Below are 15,578 nucleotides of genomic sequence, written 5' to 3' on the forward strand. Positions count from 1 at the left end.
TTGGTAAACCATTCCTTTCTCCGCGATTTCGGCAGAGACAGTTTCGTGCTGGAGGATAGGAAAATAGTCGCGAGTTGAGGTCGAGCGCGTAGACTTGAAGGCATGAGTGAACAAAAAGATACCCGCGGCAAGAACCGCTCACGTCAACCGCAGTCCAAAGAGTTTAAAAAGTTTATTGGCGAAAACTGGGGTCCCCGTCCTACTGATGGCTACGAACGCTCCGCTGCTGCACCCTACGCGCTGCGCCGTCGCGTGACCTTGGGGGAAAAGTTTAAGGGTGTGCGCCTCGTCATTCCTGCCGGCGCCCTGGTAGTGCGCAACAATGACTGCGACTACCGCTTCCGACCTCACTCTGCTTTTTCTCACTTGACCGGCTTAGGCACTGATCTAATTCCCGATGGCGTGCTGGTTTTGAACCCGGTGCGGGACGGCGAAGTTGGTGAAGGCGAAGGAACACACATCGCCACCGTATTTTTCCGTCCTCGCGCGTCACGGGCTTCTGAAGAGTTTTACGCCGATTCACGTTACGGCGAGCTGTGGGTCGGGGTGCGACCCTCGTTGGAAGAATTCGAGCGCATGTGTGGAATCCCTTGTGCCCACCTGGAGACACTGCCTGATGTCCTAGCGAAAGATGCTGGTCAAGTCCAGATTGCCATGATTTATACCTCTGATTCACAAGCCACGGCACTGGTGAATCAGGTTCGGGAGCAAGCCGGGATCGACCCCGACGATGCCAAACAATTAGACGATACGCTAGAAGAAGCAACTTCGGAATTGCGTTTGATTAAGGACGATTGGGAAATCGAGGAGATGCGCAAAGCTGTCGCCGCCACCAAGGAAGGCTTTGAAGAAGCAATCCGGTCTTTCCCCAGGGCAGTGAAACATTTCCGCGGTGAACGTGTGGTGGAAGGGGCTTTCGGGGCGCGCGCTCGGGAAGTTGGTAACGGTCTGGGATATGACACCATTGCGGCATCCGGGGAACACGCCGCTACCCTGCACTGGATTAACAACGATGGCGTGGTGCGGGACGGTGACCTCATTTTAATTGATGCCGGAGTGGAGCTCGATTCGCTCTACACCGCGGACATCACCCGGACCCTGCCAATTAATGGTCGTTTCAACGAGGTACAGCGTCGGGTTTATCAAGCGGTCTTGGATGCCGCCGACGCGGCTTTTGACCAGGCTAATCAGCCGGGATGTATTTTCTCCGATGTCCATAGCGCTGCGATGCGCGTTATCGCACAGAGGCTCGACGAGTGGGGTCTGCTGCCGGTTTCCTGGGAGAAATCGCTACAGGAGGACGGTCAGTATCACCGCCGGTGGATGGTGCATGGCACTTCCCACCACCTGGGCATTGACGTGCATGATTGCGCCCAGGCGCGCCGCGAGATGTACAACGGGGCCAGGCTGGAACCCGGCATGATTTTCACGATTGAGCCCGGACTGTACTTCCGGAAGGATGACTTGGCGGTTCCCCCGGAATACCGCGGCATTTCCGTGCGTATCGAGGACGACATTCTGGTGGGACCGGGCGGCAAATGCGAGCGTATCTCGCAGCATATCCCCCGCACTGTAGCTGACGTGGAAGCCTGGATTGCCCGCGTGCAGGCGGAATAGCGCCGTGGCTGTCCCGGTTTCGGGCAGCTCCGACTCCCCGCAGTAATTTCTGGCGACTCGAAACGTCACTGCCGGGTCCGCCGGCGAATCGTTAGGATGTGGATATGGCCTTGAAAATAGACCCCCACGTGCATTCCGCGCTCTCCGACGGCACGGACTCGCCACGTGATTTGCTGGAAAAGGCTCGGGCTGCCGGTCTGGATGTAATCGGTGCGGTGGATCACGACACATTCGATCACTGGGAGCCGTTCCGTGTCGCCCACGCCGCGTTGATGTCCGCAGGGGTTAGACCCCCCGCGGTTATTTTGGGTACGGAAATTTCTACAAGTGTGGAGCTATGCCCTGTTCACCTGTTGAATTATCTGCCGGATCCTCGCTGCAGCAACGTCCGGGAGATATTAAAAACTGCCCACCGTGACCGCCGGGAACGGATGCAGCGCATGGTCGCAAAGATTAGCCAGGACTATCCCCTGACGTGGTCAGACGTCGAGGCAGAAATTACTGGATTAACACCGGGGCGACCGCATATCGGCGATGCCTTGGTGCGGAAAGGCTATTTTCAGACCCGCTCTGAGGCGTTCGAAAAAGTGCTCAATCCCGGCTCTCCCTATTACGTGACGCGCCCAGTTGTGGACAGCTTTGCAGTCGTGGAGGCAATTTGCGCTGATGGCGGCGTTCCCGTGCTGGCTCATCCGTTTTCAGTGACCCGCAGCAAACGGAAGCTAGATCCCGGAGCAGTACGCAAGCTTGCGCAAATCGGACTGCGGGGTATTGAAGTCAATCATCGTGAACACGATACCTCCGCTCGCCAGCTGGCTGCCGAATTGGCACAGGAACTCGATTTATTTGTCTCTGGCGCATCGGATTATCACGGAGCGGGCAAACCTAATCAGCTGGGGGAAAACACTATGCCCGCAGCGAGCTTGCGCCAGATACTCGCCATGGGCGCCAGCCCGCTTTTAGGTGAGCTGCCATTGGGCTAGGAATTGCTGCCCGGTTTGGTGGCAAACTGCTGCAGTGCATCGCGGACGGTCGTGGCATAGATGTCCTGCCCAGCTGGTCCGGGGTGGACTTCGTCGCTAGCCAAGAGATCCACATGTCCGGCGATGGCACTGTCCCAGCTGGCGACTTTCACCCGATCAGGGTGGGCTCCAGCCAGGGCATACATGGTTTGGTTCGAGATTGTAATCCACTCCTGGGAGGCCCTGCCGTGACCGGTCACAAACACAAATTTTGTCTGCGGGAACTCGGCAAGCAGAGCTTCACCGTCTCTAACTCTGAACGTCGAATTCGTAGCCAAAGAAAAGACTACGTAGGGGCGCAGCGCGCCTTGTGCCTGGAGGGTGCGCATGATTCCCACGCCAGTCACGGAGCTGCGCGACACTGCCGCGTCTATGTTGGCACCGGGCAGGGCTTCAGCGAGTTTCGGGGCTGCTGCGAGGGTCACTGAGTCCCCAATAATGTCTACCTGGTCCCCGGTGATTGGCACGATATTTTCAGAAGTTTTGGTTGACGCGGTTGACTTTTTCGGGGAGGCGTGTCCGGGTGATTGCGGGGTCGCACCAGCCTTGTGGGGAGAGCTGTCTACTTGCTTTCCCTTATGGATAAAGTGTTCCCCGGTGGCAACGAGTTGTTCGGCAGCGGTTTTTTCCGGGGCTATGGCGATAGAAATGGCCAATGGTAGCACCGCTACCACGGCAGCCGTCCACACCAGGGAGCGCCGCCACCATGCCACCCGCGATTGAGAGGAATCTGCCGGATTCTCACCCTGGGACAGACGTGGCGCAAACCAACGTTTCCAGGTGGCTAACAAACCATTGCGTCGCATGGGATTTTCCACATACTTATAGCTCAGAGATGCTGCCAAAATCGATACTGTGGCAATAACCACCAGTGCCGCCCACTGTGGCAATCCTCGCCACAGGCTGTTGACCAGCATAAACACCGGCCAATGCCACAGGTAGAGGGAATAGGATCGCACCCCCAACCATTGCAGCGGACGCCACGACAATAATTCGACCAGAATCTGACCCGGTCCGCTCACACCGGCGACTTCCTCCAAACACACCTGCATAATGCCGATGGTCAGCACACTTACCGCCAGCACACCCCACGGATAGGTGAAAGGGTCGTTGTCACGCAGCATCAAGAAACTTACGAACACACCTACCATGCCAATCCAAGCCGCCAAGCCGCGCAACTGGACTGTTGACCGATCTAAGTAATGCGGGGTATTTTCCAACGCTAGGGGGAACAGCAAAGCCAAAGTCGCCCCCAGCATCAACCCGAACGCGTGCGTGTCAGTGCCTTCATAGATGCGGGTCAGGTTTCCACCCCCGGCTTTTAACACCGCCATTTCACTGGCAGAAGCCAGCGCCAACAGTGCGGGCACCAACCACCGATGTCGGGTCGGAATCAGGAAAATCAGCAGTAAAATCAGTGGCCAAGCCAGGTAAAACTGCTGCTCCACCGCCAGGGTCCACATGTTCGAGAGGAACTGCGGGTTAGTTCGGTCAAAATAGGATCCCCCGAAAGCCACGTTGACCCAGTTATAGGTGTAGGTCAGGGCTCCCAGGACTTGATACCAGATTCCCACCAGGAAATCCCGGTTGACCACGGCTGCCAGCGGCACGGTCACCAATACGGTCAAAGTTACGGCAGGAACCAGCCGCCGGAAACGCCGCAGCCAAAAGGCAGTCAGATTGATACTCCCGGTGAGACGCTTTTCGCGCGTTAACAGCGCCGTAATCAGGAATCCTGACAGCACGAAGAACACGTCGACACCCAGAAATCCTCCTGGCAGCCAGTTTGGAGCCACGTGGTAAACCAACACTGCCAAAGCTGCCAAGGCTCGAATGCCGTCTAGACCGCGCAGCTGATAGCGAGGCATTTTCGTGTCTGGTAAAGAGGAATTTGGCGAGGACTGCACGGTTGTCTCACTCTGGCGAGATGCGGCGCTGGGCGGGGATAAAAGGGGTGTTTCTCCATTTTCCCCGGAGTCCGTAACACGGGTCTCAAGTGGTGACGCTGCCGACGCTGCCGGGCACGGTGATTGTGTTGGCAACGGGGGCGCAGCAGACCGAGGATGTCCGTTCAACCGAGCCTTACCAAATCTGAAAGCCACCGTACTCCCTTATGACAGCCGCAAATATAACAAGTGTTAAGCCTAGCCCCCTAGTGTGAAAAAACCCAGCGCTAGCATTAGCATGAAGGTATGACATTACCCACTACAGATGAACTGATGAAAGCCCTGGAAAAGGTCATTGATCCCGAGATTCGCCGGTCAATCACCGATTTGGATATGGTCCAGGAACTGAAAATCGACGAATCGGGTCACGTTTTTGCCCGCATCGCCCTGACTATAGCGGGATGCCCCCTGCAGGCTCAGATTGAGCAAGACGCCAAAGCGCGCTTGGCGGAAGTTCCCGGCGTGACTTCCGTAGAAGTGGAAATGGGCGTCATGAGCCGCGAGGAACTCGACCGGGTGAAAGAAAAGCTACAGGGTGCCAGACCGGTCATTCCTTTCACTCAGCCAGACTCCCTGACCCGCGTTTATGCGATTACTTCTGGCAAAGGCGGGGTCGGTAAGTCTTCCGTCACGGCTAACCTGGCTGCCGCAATGGCAGATTCTGGGCTAAAGGTAGCCGTGTTGGACTGCGACATTTATGGGTTCTCGATTCCGCGGATGCTTGGCTTGGAAGACGTGGCTCCAACCCCGGTGGGAGACATGATGATGCCACCCACCGCGCACGGGGTAAAAGTTATTTCTATGGGGATGTTCGTCCCCGACGGGCAACCGGTGGTATGGCGCGGACCGATGCTGCACCGGGCTTTGGAACAGTTCTTGTCTGAAACGTTCTGGGGGGACTTGGACGTGTTACTGCTCGACCTGCCCCCCGGTACCGGTGACGTAGCGATTTCCGTGGCACAGCTGCTGCCGAACTCAGAAATCGTGGTGGTGACCACCCCGCAGCTCGCCGCTGCTGAAGTCGCCGAACGCGCTGGCTCGATTGCATCGGGCACAAATCAAAAAGTCGTCGGCGTCATCGAGAATATGAGCTACCTGACCGGTCCGGACGGTTCTCGTATCGAGGTCTTTGGGTCAGGCGGCGGTGAACAGGTAGCGTCTCGACTGTCCCAGATTTTGGGTTACGAAGTTCCCCTGCTGGCTCAAATTCCGCTGGAAGTCGCCTATCGGGAAGCCTCCGATAGCGGCGTCCCCCTGGCAATCAGCGAGGCAGCCAAGAGCGGACAATCCGTCGCTGGCACAGCTTTGCGTTCCGCTGCCACGACTTTGAGCCAACGAGCACGCAGCTTAAAAGGTCACCGTTTGAACGTCACTGTGAAATAGCTCCCGAGATTAAGGCAGTGCAGGGGCGGCTGTCTGCAATCCGAGACTTGCAGACAGCCGAAATGTCCCTAACAATTCTTGATTGCAACCAGCAGCCCGTCGCCAACCGGCAGCAGGTTCTCCGTCCACTCTGGGGATTCCTGAATGTGGCGCAACACTTCGCGCATCGCCACGGTATCCGGTTCGCGGCGGGCAGGGTCTGCTACCGAATCGTTCCACATGGCGTGGACCAGGATTAACAGCCCTCCCGGGCGCAGTGCCGGGCTTAAAAGGTCAATATAGGCTTGGGTTTCGCCGGGATCTCCGTCCACCACTGCCATGTCGTAGGCTCCCCGACTGAGGCGCGTCAGGACTTGCAGGGCACGTCCCGTAATCATGCGTACTCGCGTGAGTGAGATGCCCGCCGCCGCGAGGATTTCCTTGGCGACCGCGTGGAGCTTTGAATCGAAATCAATGGTGGTCAAGACCCCATCCGCAGGCATTCCAGCCAGCGTCCACAGGGAGGACACCCCAGTTCCGGTGCCGATTTCCAGCACGGACCGAGCTCCGGAAGCCCCCGCCAGCATTCGCAGCGCTGCTCCCACTCCGGGGGATACTGGGACGGAACCGAGTTCTCTGCCCTGGTCTCTGGCAATCGCTATAATTTCAGACTCCGGCAAGAATTCTTCCGCATAGGACCAGCTCGAGGTCTTATCAATAGAAATTTTGGACTCGTTAAAACGCGGCACTATTTCAAAAACTTCTCTAGTTCCTTAGCTAAGGTAGCAACTTCCTCGTCGTTTAGTTCAATCACCAGACGACCGCCCCCATCTGCAGGAATACGCATCACGTTACAGCGCGGTTCTTTAGTGACTTCCAGGGGTCCGTCCCCGGTGCGGGGTTTCATGGCTGCCATTTGTCCCTCTTTTCAAAAACGGCTTTACCTGTCTATTATACGGGAAGTTGCGGTGGGCATAAGGAATTTTCTGATACCGGGATGGGAAATACCCCTCCGAGTCGCGTCTGTAGTTACCGCGTTTTCGGCAGAGTATTCTCAATCGCGGCAAGAGCTTCCGCAGCCGTTTCTACCACCTGAATAATGTCGACCTCGTCGGGACTGACCATACCTTCCGCTACCAAGTGCTGACGCACCCAGCCCAGGAGTCCATCCCAAAAATCGTGCCCGACCAGCACGATTGGGTATTGCTGAATCTTGCTGGTTTGACGCAGCGTAACGCATTCAAAAAGCTCGTCCAGGGTGCCGAAACCGCCCGGCAGAGCTACGAAGGCTTGGGCATATTTGACGAACATGGTCTTGCGCACAAAGAAGTACCGGAACTCAACCCCCAAATCGACGTACTGGTTGATGCCTTGCTCGTGAGGCAGCTCTATACCCAAACCGATAGTAGACCCGTCGTGAGTGTGAGCCCCCTTGCTGACCGCTTCCATCAGACCCGGACCGCCGCCGGTGATTATGGAGAATCCGGCTTCGGCAAAAACTTTCCCGATTTCTTCACCCAGCTGATAGTACTCGGTACCCGGCTCGACACGAGCTGAGCCGAACACCGTGATGGCTTTCCCGACTTCTGCGAGAGATTCGAAACCGTCAACGAACTCCCCCATGATTCGCAACACTCGCCACGGATCTTCTTCAGTCCACTTCGGATCAACTTTCGAGCGCAACAGGGCTTGGTCCGCTAGTTCCCGGTGCAATCTGCTCCGAGCACGCCGGCTATACGAAGTCTTCATAGTTTGTTCCTTATTTTGGTTTTTTCACCCACGGCTTTGAGCCTTGGCTGTCCTGCTGATTTTGCCTTGACTTGGCAACCGTATCACCATTTATCAGCCGCATTGGAAGCAACTTTAACGTTTTGGGCAAATTCTTGGGTCGTTACCAGCAACTGACCTGCAGATTCCACTACCACCGCACCGGGGATACCGATAATTGCGACACCTTTGAGATTTTCTGCCCGCACGAGAGCGGCGGGGGCCGCATCGGTATAGACCGGTATCTGTGGGCTCAGGTTTGCCAGTTCAGAAGCGTTGCTGACGACGTGACGCACCGCCTCCCAGTCTCCCACATCTGACCATCCCAAGTCCGGGCGGGCCGGGACCACCGCAACCCGCCCCTCTTGTGCCAACGGTTCAGCCAAGACGGTATCAATCGGTGCCGCCACTACCCGCTCCCACAGTGCGGTTTTCGCGTCCGGGCTCAACGTTTCCCATGCTGCTGCCAGTTTTCGCACTGCCGTGCCAGACCCCGGTACCCGCGCTTCTAAGACATCGAGCAGCATGTCACTGCGCACCACAAACATCCCCGCATTCCACAGGTAGTTCCCGGTCGCTAACCAAGCGCTAGCAGTAGATTCATCCGGCTTTTCCGTAAATGATTGCGCCCGATGCACCCCGCTCAGAGCTCCATCCAGCGCGGGTCCCACTTCGATATAGCCAAAACCGGTCGCTGGTTCGGTCGGCGCAATCCCGATAGTCGTGAGCCATCCGGCAGCGGCAGCGGGAACAGCCTGGGCAAGTGCTTCCGAAAATGCAACGGTGTTTGTGATGAGATGATCTGCCGCAAAAGACCCGACCACGCAGGTCCCGTAGCGGTGCTCCAGCAGGGCTGCCCCCAAGGCGATAGCTGCCATTGAATCTCGCGGGCTGGGTTCCGCCACGCAACGCACTGGAACTGGCAAGCCCAAAGCAGTGACTTGCGCGACCAACGTCTCTCGGTGCGGGGCGCCGGTGACGAAAGTCAGAGACTGACAAATCGGCGTCAAACGCGTCGCGGTTTGCTGCACCAGACTTTGCGTTCCGTTGATGTTGAGCAGGAACTTTGGCTTCGCCGCTGTCGACCACGGCCACAGCCGCCGCCCATACCCCCCGGCAGGCACTATCGCATGAATTTCCACGTCGCAAATTCTACCGGAGGCAGGGAGATGAGTTTTTCCGTTGAACAGAGTAGGCTTTACCCTGTGTATTTACCTCCGCGTAAAGAAGGTCAGGTTTATCTGGGCATGATTATTCCCGTGCCCGAGCCCTATGCTGGTGAGCTGCAGAAAGTCACAAAGACTGATGGTGTTCCCCCGCATATCACCATCTTGGAACCGCGCGCGGTGGATCGCGAACAGGTCCCAGAAATTCAGGCTCAGGCTGCTGAAATTTGCCGAGCCTTTTCGCCCTTTGTCATTAGTTTCGGCAACATTGGAGATTTCCGCCCCGTGTCCCCAGTGGTTTATATCGAGGTGCAACGCGGGCACGAGGCCTGTAAGGAACTGGCGAAACGACTTCGTTTCGGACCTTTAGATACCGAATCACGCTTTCCCTACTATCCGCACATTACTTTGGGGACTAACGTCACCGATGAAGATTTGGATCGTGTAGCGGCCCTGTCGAAACGTTCACACGGCTTTTTCATGGTTGATGGTATTGATTGTTCCCTGCTCGAACCCAACCATGTCGAACAGTTGGCTATCCTCCAACTAGGTTCAGGAGTACCTGAAAGCGTCACCGGAGAACTGCCCGAAATTTTCGCCCATCCTCAGTTACATCCCTGAAAGTGCTGAAATCCCGTGACGAAACCGCTTGATACCCCCGCAGCCGAGCCCACTACCCCGGTGGGCGTGGTGAAACGGATGAAAGCTGTCATGAAGTGGCTCAACACCACACGATTCATGCGGGCTTATCTGCGCTATCAGAATGCCTCCGCGAACCTTTTGGCAGGAGGTATTTCCTATACCGCACTGTTTTCGATGGCAGGGATAGTGACTCTGATTATCATGACCGCGCAAGTCATGATTTTTGCTTTTCCCCTGACCAGCGACACGATTTTTCGGGATGTAAATCAATGGATTCCCGGCGCGATTCAAGTTGATGGACAGCCGGGTCTGATTGACCCCGCCGCGATTGCATCTCCCAGTTTCACCTGGGGAACCCTGGTGGTTTTGGTTGTGTCTATCATGGCAGGAATTCGGGTGGTTGCGGCACTGCGCGTCAGTATCCAAACCGTTTTCGGACTGCCGCAACGTCCCGGCGCGGGGTGGAAAAATACCCTGCGAGATGTGTGTATGTTCCTGGTTTTGTTCCTCGGTGGAATTTTGGCATCAGTTTTAGGTACAGGTTCCGTAGTGGTGGTACAGACCCTGCAGCGTCGGCTGCCGTTGGCGCTGCCGGCTCCTTCCGAGCTGATTAATGCCGGAGCTTTCCTCCTGACCGGCGTCCTGACAACCTTGATTCTGGCTTTCACGCTGCGCTACCTAGCTTTGGTGCGCGCCCCGCGCCGTGATTTGTGGATAGGGACGGGAACGTTAGGATTTTTGTCCACGGCTCTGCAGATGTCAGGGGTTTACTTAGCGGCAAGTGTGCCCCCCGCCTATGCTCCGTTTACCCTAATTTTGACGATTGTTCTGTGGGTCAATGTCTTGTGCCGCTTGTTCCTGTATATGTCGTGCTGGATTGCGAACCCGCCGGTGGCTCCCGCTCCGGAGAGGGACTTTCCGCAATTTTCCGAGCGCCCAAATTTCGTGACCGTTTCAGCTCCCACCAGCCTGTTTTGGCCTCACGATCCGCTCTCCGGTCGAATCTGGTCGCTTGCCCAGGAAGAAGCCGCTTGGCGTCTGTCTCAGCAGGTCATCTGGAGCCACCAGGACCAGCCTCATCGTTTTGCTACCGCTGCCGAGAAACACCTGTCGGGACGCCCTGTTGCCCCGAGTGTGATGTCTCAGAAACTGAATCGGAGGTAACCCATGAAAGTAACCACAGTTAATGTCAATGGTGTCCGGGCGGCTTTCCGTAAAGGATTTGGGGACTGGCTGGAAAATGACGATTCAGATTTGTTGTGTCTGCAAGAGGTTCGCGCTACTCCCCAAGACACACAAGACTTGTTTGGTCCGGCTTGGGACGTGCACGTGTGGCCCTGCCGGGTGAAAGGTCGTGCCGGGGTGGCGCTGGGGGCACGGCGTGATTCCGACTGGGAGATTGGTCAGCTTACCGAGGGTCTCCCCCCGGATTTGTATGCGGAGGTCGGTGGGGAACCGGATGTGGATTCCGGACGCTGGTTGGAGGCTGCCATTCACGGACCTCAGGGAACAACATTTACCCTGGTAAGCGCCTATTTGCATTCCGGGGAGTTGCGCACGGAAAAGCAGGAACAAAAGATTGCATACCTGCATCGAGTTGGCGAACGGGTGCAGCAGCTGAGCGCGCGTGCTATAGCGGGAGTGGGCTCCGATACTCCACAGGAGGCCCTGATTTGCGGGGATTTCAACATTGTGCGTACTGCCAGGGACATTAAAAACTGGAAACCTAATCACAATAAGACCTCCGGGGTCATGGATGAAGAGATTGCGTTCTTAGACGCATGGATGGCAGACACACTGTCCGGGAGTAAGGGACTGCCTTGCGTAGACGTGGGACGAGCCCTCGTCGGAGACACGGACGGACCCTATACCTGGTGGTCGTGGCGCGGTAAGGCTTATGACAATAACGCGGGCTGGCGTCTGGATTATCACATGGCTACCCCCGGTCTGGCAGGGCAAGCCCAATCGGCTGCGGTGTATCGCGCCCCGGCTTATGATGCCCGCTTCACGGATCATGCCCCCGTCACGGTAACTTACGACTTTCCGGCGTAATTCCCACGCATCCAGCCTGCATTCAGAAATATTCTCTGCATTTCTGAAAAATTTCTAATCTCGCGGGATAACCGACGATAGAATGTATGTAGGTGGTGTTAATCGCCTGGGAAATGCCTAAAGAGCTGCCCGGCGAATGAATTAGAAAGAGATGATTAAGATGAAAATTTTTCAATGTGATTCCCGGTTATTAACTCGTTTCAGTAACCGCGCTTTAGTGATTGGCTCCTCAGCCACTTTGACCCTAGGACTGGGCATGGTCGGTATTGCCCCAGCTGCTTTTGCAACCGAAACAACTATTCCCCCCACGGATGAAATTTCTTCCCAACAATCCGATGCGGCGCCCACTTCGGTTCCAGACCCGACACCCAGCGTCACTGCTACTCCCGTCGATCCAACTACAGAGACTCCGGCAACGCCCGCTCCGGCAGAGCCAAGCGACCCTGCCTTCACGGTCAAAGACGTTGCGGACAGTGAAATTCCACAGCTGGAGTATGGTGACTTCGGATCTAAGAGCATGTATGGCGATGCCCTGGGGAAACTCTCCGTGGACAAAGACTACACGACCCAGCACGATGACACTCTAAAGGTAGACTCCGGGGACACCGTGGATATTAAAAGCAATCTGGATGTCACCGTGGGACTGCAAGCACTGGAAAACTGGCAGGAAAAAGTTAAACGAGTTAAAGTCGAGAATCTGACATACGGTGAAGCCGATTCCAACTTTCAGACGATTATTTTGGTTCCGGAATACCTGGAAATGCCCAGCGACCCGCAGTCTTACAAACTGGAGCCTCAAGGCGGAGACAAACCGTTGTACCGGATTGTCAGCGTGTTACGTTCCGAAAAACGGCTGGCTATTACTTTGGCTTTGAATGAGTTTTATAAAACAGGAGATAGTAAAAAAGGCGCCTACTCGCGTCTGAAGGACGGCTTCAAGGTCTACGCAAATAAACCGCTGGGCTTGGTTATCTCTGGAGTCAAGGTTAAGGACCACGTTGCCTCCGAAAACCAGGCTACGTTGGAGTTCCGCACTACAGGATACCTGTCCATCGGCGGATTTAGCAGCACAAATCGACGTGAAAAAGCGAGGTATTTTGGTGGTTTCATGGGAGGACTGTCTAGGTCTTGGTATACCCTGCAAGGCCAGGAAGAGGGCAATCTCATCGGGAACGGCACCGATTCCACTCGCCCCCAGAGTCAGGGTATTTCCTTAACTATGGACATCAAGCCGAAGCCCGCTCCGCCAAACCCCGTGAATCCAAATTCACCGGTCACTCCGGATACGCCGAGTGTTGACCCAGATCCCATTCCGGGAGGGGCTGTAGTCCCTCCCAATGAGCCTGAGCCTCCGGTCGCAGGGGTTGTCGCTACCCCGACTGAGCCGCAGCCTCCGGTCGCGGGAGTTGTCGCTACCCCGACTGAGCCGCAGCCTCCGGTCGCGGGAGTATTTACTCCGGCTGCGCCCCAACCCCCGGCAGTGCAGAGTCCCCATAAGGCTTTGGCGACTACCGGTTCGTCTGCCGGCACGCTGGCCGGCGGAGCCATGATTGTGTTCCTCACTGGCGGAGCCCTGATGGTCGTGTCTCGGCGCCGGGCACGTCGCTAGCAGCTGACCTCATAAACAGTGTTCCCGGTCGGAAACCGACCGGGAACACTGTTTAAATTATGGGAATAACTACGCCAGTCCGGCTGCGCGTTCCGCCGCTTCGACCACGTTGACCAGCAGTAGCGCCCGGGTCATGGGTCCAACCCCTCCGGGATTTGGAGTCAACCAGGCCGCCACCCGATCCACCCCGTCAGCCACGTCACCATACAGCCGGGATTTGCCGGTATCCGGGTCGAGAACCCGCGATACCCCCACATCAAACACGGCTGCGCCGGGTTTAACCATGTCCGCGGTGATAATGCCCGCGACTCCGGATGCTGCCACGATGACGTCCGCCTGGCGGCACTTTGTCGCCAAATCTTGAGTCCCGGTATGGCACGAAGTGACAGTCGCGTTAACGTCTTTTCGCCCCAGCAGCAGCCCGATGGAACGACCCACCGTAGTGCCACGACCCACTACGCACACGTCCTTACCGTTGAAATCCAAACCGAAACGACGTCCCAGCTCGATGACTGCCCGAGGCGTGCAGGGCAAAGGCGAAGTAATCGGCTCTGACACCCGCAATACCAAGCGTCCCAGGTTCATGGGGTGCAGCCCATCAGCATCTTTTTCCGGGTCGATTGCTTCCAAAATCTGGTTCGTGTCCATGCCTTGAGGCAGCGGCAACTGCACAATGTATCCCGTACACGCTGGATCTTGATTCAACCGCTCCACCGCCGCCATGACTTCGTCTGGGCTGGCAGTGGCAGGTAAATCAATCCGAATGGACTCGATGCCGACCTCCGCGCAGTCCCGGTGTTTGCCTGCAACATAGGTTACAGAACCGGGATCCTCACCGACCAGGATGGTGCCAAGTCCGGGAATGACACCGCTCTCACGCACCGCGGCGACACGAGTCTGCAACTCGGCTTTGATAGCGGCAGCGGTGGCTTTGCCATCCAGAACCTGCGCTGGTCCCTCCCAGGGCGCCCTCATTGCACCAATCCCGGATAGAGCGGGAAAGCTTCGGTCAGTTTCGACACCCGCGCCCGGTACTTGGACGCATCCACTGACTGAACACCATTCTCAGCGCCATCCACCAGCACAGAGGCGATAATGTCGGCGACCTCGCGGAACTCGACCTCGCCAAAACCGCGAGTAGCCAAAGCCGGGGTGCCGATACGCAGACCGGAAGTGACTGCCGGGGGACGCGGATCGAACGGCACCGCGTTGCGGTTTACGGTAATGCCCGCTGCGTGCAGCAGATTTTCAGCCTGCTGCCCGTCCAGGTTCGAGTTAACCAGGTCCACCAGTACCAAATGAACGTCGGTGCCGCCGGTCAACAGGTCGATGCCCGCCGCCTGACAATCAGGCGCCATCAGGCGTTCCGCCAAAATCTGCGCACCTTGGATGACGCGCTGCATCCGTTCTTTAAACTCAGGAGTGCCGGCAATCTTCAGCGCCACCGCCTTCGCCGCGACCACGTGCATCAGGGGACCACCCTGCTGACCGGGGAAAACGGAACTGTTAATCTTCTTGCCGAACTTTTCCCCATCACGGGACAGAATCAGACCCGAACGCGGCCCGCCAATGGTCTTGTGAATGGTCGTGGAGACCACGTCCGCGTAAGGAACCGGGGAGGGGTGCAGACCAGCGGCGACCAGACCCGCAAAATGTGCCATATCGGTCCACAAGTAGGCCCCGACCTCGTCCGCGATGGCACGGAAAGCCGCAAAATCCAGGTGCCGCGGATAGGCGGACCAGCCGGAAATAATCACGTCGGGACGCTCTGCCAACGCGAGTTCACGCACCCGATCCATGTCGATACGCTTGCTGTCCGGTTCCACTCCGTAGGCTGCGACCTGGTAAAGCCGACCACTAAAGTTAATCTTCATCCCGTGAGTGAGGTGACCGCCGTGTGCCAAGCTCAGACCCATAATCTTGGCTCCGGGCTTAATCAGCGCGGAAAGCACCGCCGCGTTCGCTTGGGCACCAGAGTGCGGCTGCACATTCGCAAAATCGGCGCCGAACAGCTTTTTTGCTCGCTCGATAGCTAAGTTTTCAGCTACGTCAACGTTTTCGCAGCCACCGTAATAGCGCTTGCCCGGATAACCCTCAGCGTATTTGTTGGTCAAGACGCTGCCCTGGCATTGCAATACCGCGCGGGGCACAAAGTTTTCCGATGCAATCATCTCCAGAGTGTCGCGCTGACGAATAAGTTCTGCATCCAGCACGGCCTGGATTTCGGGGTCAACCTCAGAAAGAGGCTGGTTCATGACTTCGGTCATAGTTCCTCCATAGTTTTGCGAGCACAACCCAGGCGTACGATTGTGTAAATGCGCTTCCCGGAGGGTTATTCCTCCTGTCTACCAACCCCGCAAAATAGTCCGGGGTTGGATAGGCATCGCCAGTCGCT

General features: G+C 56.8%; 14 protein-coding genes. 7 read left to right on the top strand and 7 right to left on the bottom strand.

Going from position 1 to position 15,578, the window contains the following annotated elements:
• Window positions 1-102: 102 nt before the first annotated feature.
• Together HMPREF0574_RS07675 and HMPREF0574_RS07680 are read left to right on the top strand one after the other, a co-directional pair.
• Window positions 103-1,617: an aminopeptidase P family protein gene (locus tag HMPREF0574_RS07675; protein ID WP_004008165.1), complete on the top strand. Its 1,515-nt coding sequence runs from the start codon at window positions 103-105 to the stop codon at window positions 1,615-1,617.
• 104 nt (window positions 1,618-1,721) lie between these two features.
• Complete coding sequence (locus HMPREF0574_RS07680; RefSeq protein ID WP_004008166.1) at window positions 1,722-2,600, top strand: PHP domain-containing protein; 879 nt, start codon at window positions 1,722-1,724, stop codon at window positions 2,598-2,600.
• On the opposite strand, the gene HMPREF0574_RS07685 is transcribed toward HMPREF0574_RS07680, so the two are convergent.
• Complete coding sequence (locus HMPREF0574_RS07685) at window positions 2,597-4,507, bottom strand: acyltransferase family protein (protein WP_211575240.1); 1,911 nt, start codon at window positions 4,505-4,507, stop codon at window positions 2,597-2,599. The genes HMPREF0574_RS07680 and HMPREF0574_RS07685 overlap by 4 nt on opposite strands.
• A gap of 324 nt (window positions 4,508-4,831) precedes the next feature.
• Between HMPREF0574_RS07685 and HMPREF0574_RS07690 the strand changes: the two genes are divergently transcribed.
• On the top strand, window positions 4,832-5,968 hold the full coding sequence (locus tag HMPREF0574_RS07690; protein ID WP_004008168.1) for an Mrp/NBP35 family ATP-binding protein: 1,137 nt from the start codon (window positions 4,832-4,834) through the stop codon (window positions 5,966-5,968).
• Window positions 5,969-6,036: 68 nt separating this feature from the next.
• Here HMPREF0574_RS07690 and HMPREF0574_RS07695 read toward each other — a convergent pair whose 3' ends face one another.
• From HMPREF0574_RS07695 to HMPREF0574_RS07705, 4 genes are all read right to left on the bottom strand, one after another.
• The gene (locus tag HMPREF0574_RS07695) at window positions 6,037-6,696 is read right to left on the bottom strand and encodes an O-methyltransferase (RefSeq protein WP_004008169.1); all 660 of its coding nucleotides are present in this window, start codon (window positions 6,694-6,696) and stop codon (window positions 6,037-6,039) included.
• A complete protein-coding gene (locus tag HMPREF0574_RS09555) occupies window positions 6,696-6,863 on the bottom strand; it encodes a DUF3117 domain-containing protein (protein ID WP_004008170.1) in 168 nt (55 codons plus the stop codon). The genes HMPREF0574_RS07695 and HMPREF0574_RS09555 overlap by 1 nt, the downstream gene beginning before the upstream one ends.
• Before the next feature lie 113 nt (window positions 6,864-6,976).
• Complete coding sequence (locus tag HMPREF0574_RS07700; RefSeq protein ID WP_004008171.1) at window positions 6,977-7,696, bottom strand: LOG family protein; 720 nt, start codon at window positions 7,694-7,696, stop codon at window positions 6,977-6,979.
• 83 nt (window positions 7,697-7,779) lie between these two features.
• Window positions 7,780-8,856 carry a sugar phosphate nucleotidyltransferase gene (locus HMPREF0574_RS07705; protein ID WP_036324971.1) on the bottom strand — a complete coding sequence of 359 codons (1,077 nt, stop codon included), beginning with the start codon at window positions 8,854-8,856 and terminating at the stop codon, window positions 7,780-7,782.
• A 27-nt stretch (window positions 8,857-8,883) separates the two neighbouring features.
• Between HMPREF0574_RS07705 and HMPREF0574_RS07710 the strand changes: the two genes are divergently transcribed.
• The 4 genes from HMPREF0574_RS07710 to HMPREF0574_RS07725 all read left to right on the top strand — a co-directional run bounded on the left by HMPREF0574_RS07710 (window position 8,884) and on the right by HMPREF0574_RS07725 (window position 13,183).
• Complete coding sequence (locus tag HMPREF0574_RS07710; protein ID WP_013188630.1) at window positions 8,884-9,501, top strand: 2'-5' RNA ligase family protein; 618 nt, start codon at window positions 8,884-8,886, stop codon at window positions 9,499-9,501.
• A gap of 15 nt (window positions 9,502-9,516) precedes the next feature.
• Window positions 9,517-10,686, top strand: coding sequence for a YihY/virulence factor BrkB family protein (locus tag HMPREF0574_RS07715; RefSeq protein ID WP_236585915.1), 1,170 nt, complete (start codon window positions 9,517-9,519; stop codon window positions 10,684-10,686).
• A gap of 3 nt (window positions 10,687-10,689) precedes the next feature.
• The gene (locus HMPREF0574_RS07720; protein ID WP_004008175.1) at window positions 10,690-11,574 is read left to right on the top strand and encodes an exodeoxyribonuclease III; all 885 of its coding nucleotides are present in this window, start codon (window positions 10,690-10,692) and stop codon (window positions 11,572-11,574) included.
• A 160-nt stretch (window positions 11,575-11,734) separates the two neighbouring features.
• Window positions 11,735-13,183 (top strand): peptidase, encoded by a 1,449-nt coding sequence (locus tag HMPREF0574_RS07725; RefSeq protein WP_236585916.1) that lies wholly within the window; start codon window positions 11,735-11,737, stop codon window positions 13,181-13,183.
• A gap of 69 nt (window positions 13,184-13,252) precedes the next feature.
• On the opposite strand, the gene HMPREF0574_RS07730 is transcribed toward HMPREF0574_RS07725, so the two are convergent.
• Both HMPREF0574_RS07730 and glyA read right to left on the bottom strand, forming a co-directional pair.
• Complete coding sequence (locus HMPREF0574_RS07730) at window positions 13,253-14,158, bottom strand: bifunctional methylenetetrahydrofolate dehydrogenase/methenyltetrahydrofolate cyclohydrolase (protein WP_004008177.1); 906 nt, start codon at window positions 14,156-14,158, stop codon at window positions 13,253-13,255.
• Complete coding sequence (glyA, locus tag HMPREF0574_RS07735) at window positions 14,155-15,450, bottom strand: serine hydroxymethyltransferase (protein ID WP_004008178.1); 1,296 nt, start codon at window positions 15,448-15,450, stop codon at window positions 14,155-14,157. The genes HMPREF0574_RS07730 and glyA overlap by 4 nt, the downstream gene beginning before the upstream one ends.
• Between the last annotated feature and the right edge of the window lie 128 nt (window positions 15,451-15,578).

Origin of the sequence: Mobiluncus curtisii subsp. curtisii ATCC 35241, assembly GCF_000146285.1 — a bacterium.
In the GTDB taxonomy this organism is placed as follows: Bacteria; Actinomycetota; Actinomycetes; order Actinomycetales; family Actinomycetaceae; genus Mobiluncus; species Mobiluncus curtisii.

Coding starts and splice junctions, on each gene's coding strand:
- HMPREF0574_RS07675 (WP_004008165.1), top strand. CDS start 103: ATGAGTGAACAAAAAGATACCCGCGGCAAGAACCGCTCACGTCAACCG.
- HMPREF0574_RS07680 (WP_004008166.1), top strand. CDS start 1,722: ATGGCCTTGAAAATAGACCCCCACGTGCATTCCGCGCTCTCCGACGGC.
- HMPREF0574_RS07685 (WP_211575240.1), bottom strand. CDS start 4,507: ATGCCTCGCTATCAGCTGCGCGGTCTAGACGGCATTCGAGCCTTGGCA.
- HMPREF0574_RS07690 (WP_004008168.1), top strand. CDS start 4,832: ATGACATTACCCACTACAGATGAACTGATGAAAGCCCTGGAAAAGGTC.
- HMPREF0574_RS09555 (WP_004008170.1), bottom strand. CDS start 6,863: ATGGCAGCCATGAAACCCCGCACCGGGGACGGACCCCTGGAAGTCACT.
- HMPREF0574_RS07700 (WP_004008171.1), bottom strand. CDS start 7,696: ATGAAGACTTCGTATAGCCGGCGTGCTCGGAGCAGATTGCACCGGGAA.
- HMPREF0574_RS07710 (WP_013188630.1), top strand. CDS start 8,884: ATGAGTTTTTCCGTTGAACAGAGTAGGCTTTACCCTGTGTATTTACCT.
- HMPREF0574_RS07720 (WP_004008175.1), top strand. CDS start 10,690: ATGAAAGTAACCACAGTTAATGTCAATGGTGTCCGGGCGGCTTTCCGT.
- HMPREF0574_RS07725 (WP_236585916.1), top strand. CDS start 11,735: ATGAAAATTTTTCAATGTGATTCCCGGTTATTAACTCGTTTCAGTAAC.
- HMPREF0574_RS07730 (WP_004008177.1), bottom strand. CDS start 14,158: ATGAGGGCGCCCTGGGAGGGACCAGCGCAGGTTCTGGATGGCAAAGCC.
- glyA (WP_004008178.1), bottom strand. CDS start 15,450: ATGACCGAAGTCATGAACCAGCCTCTTTCTGAGGTTGACCCCGAAATC.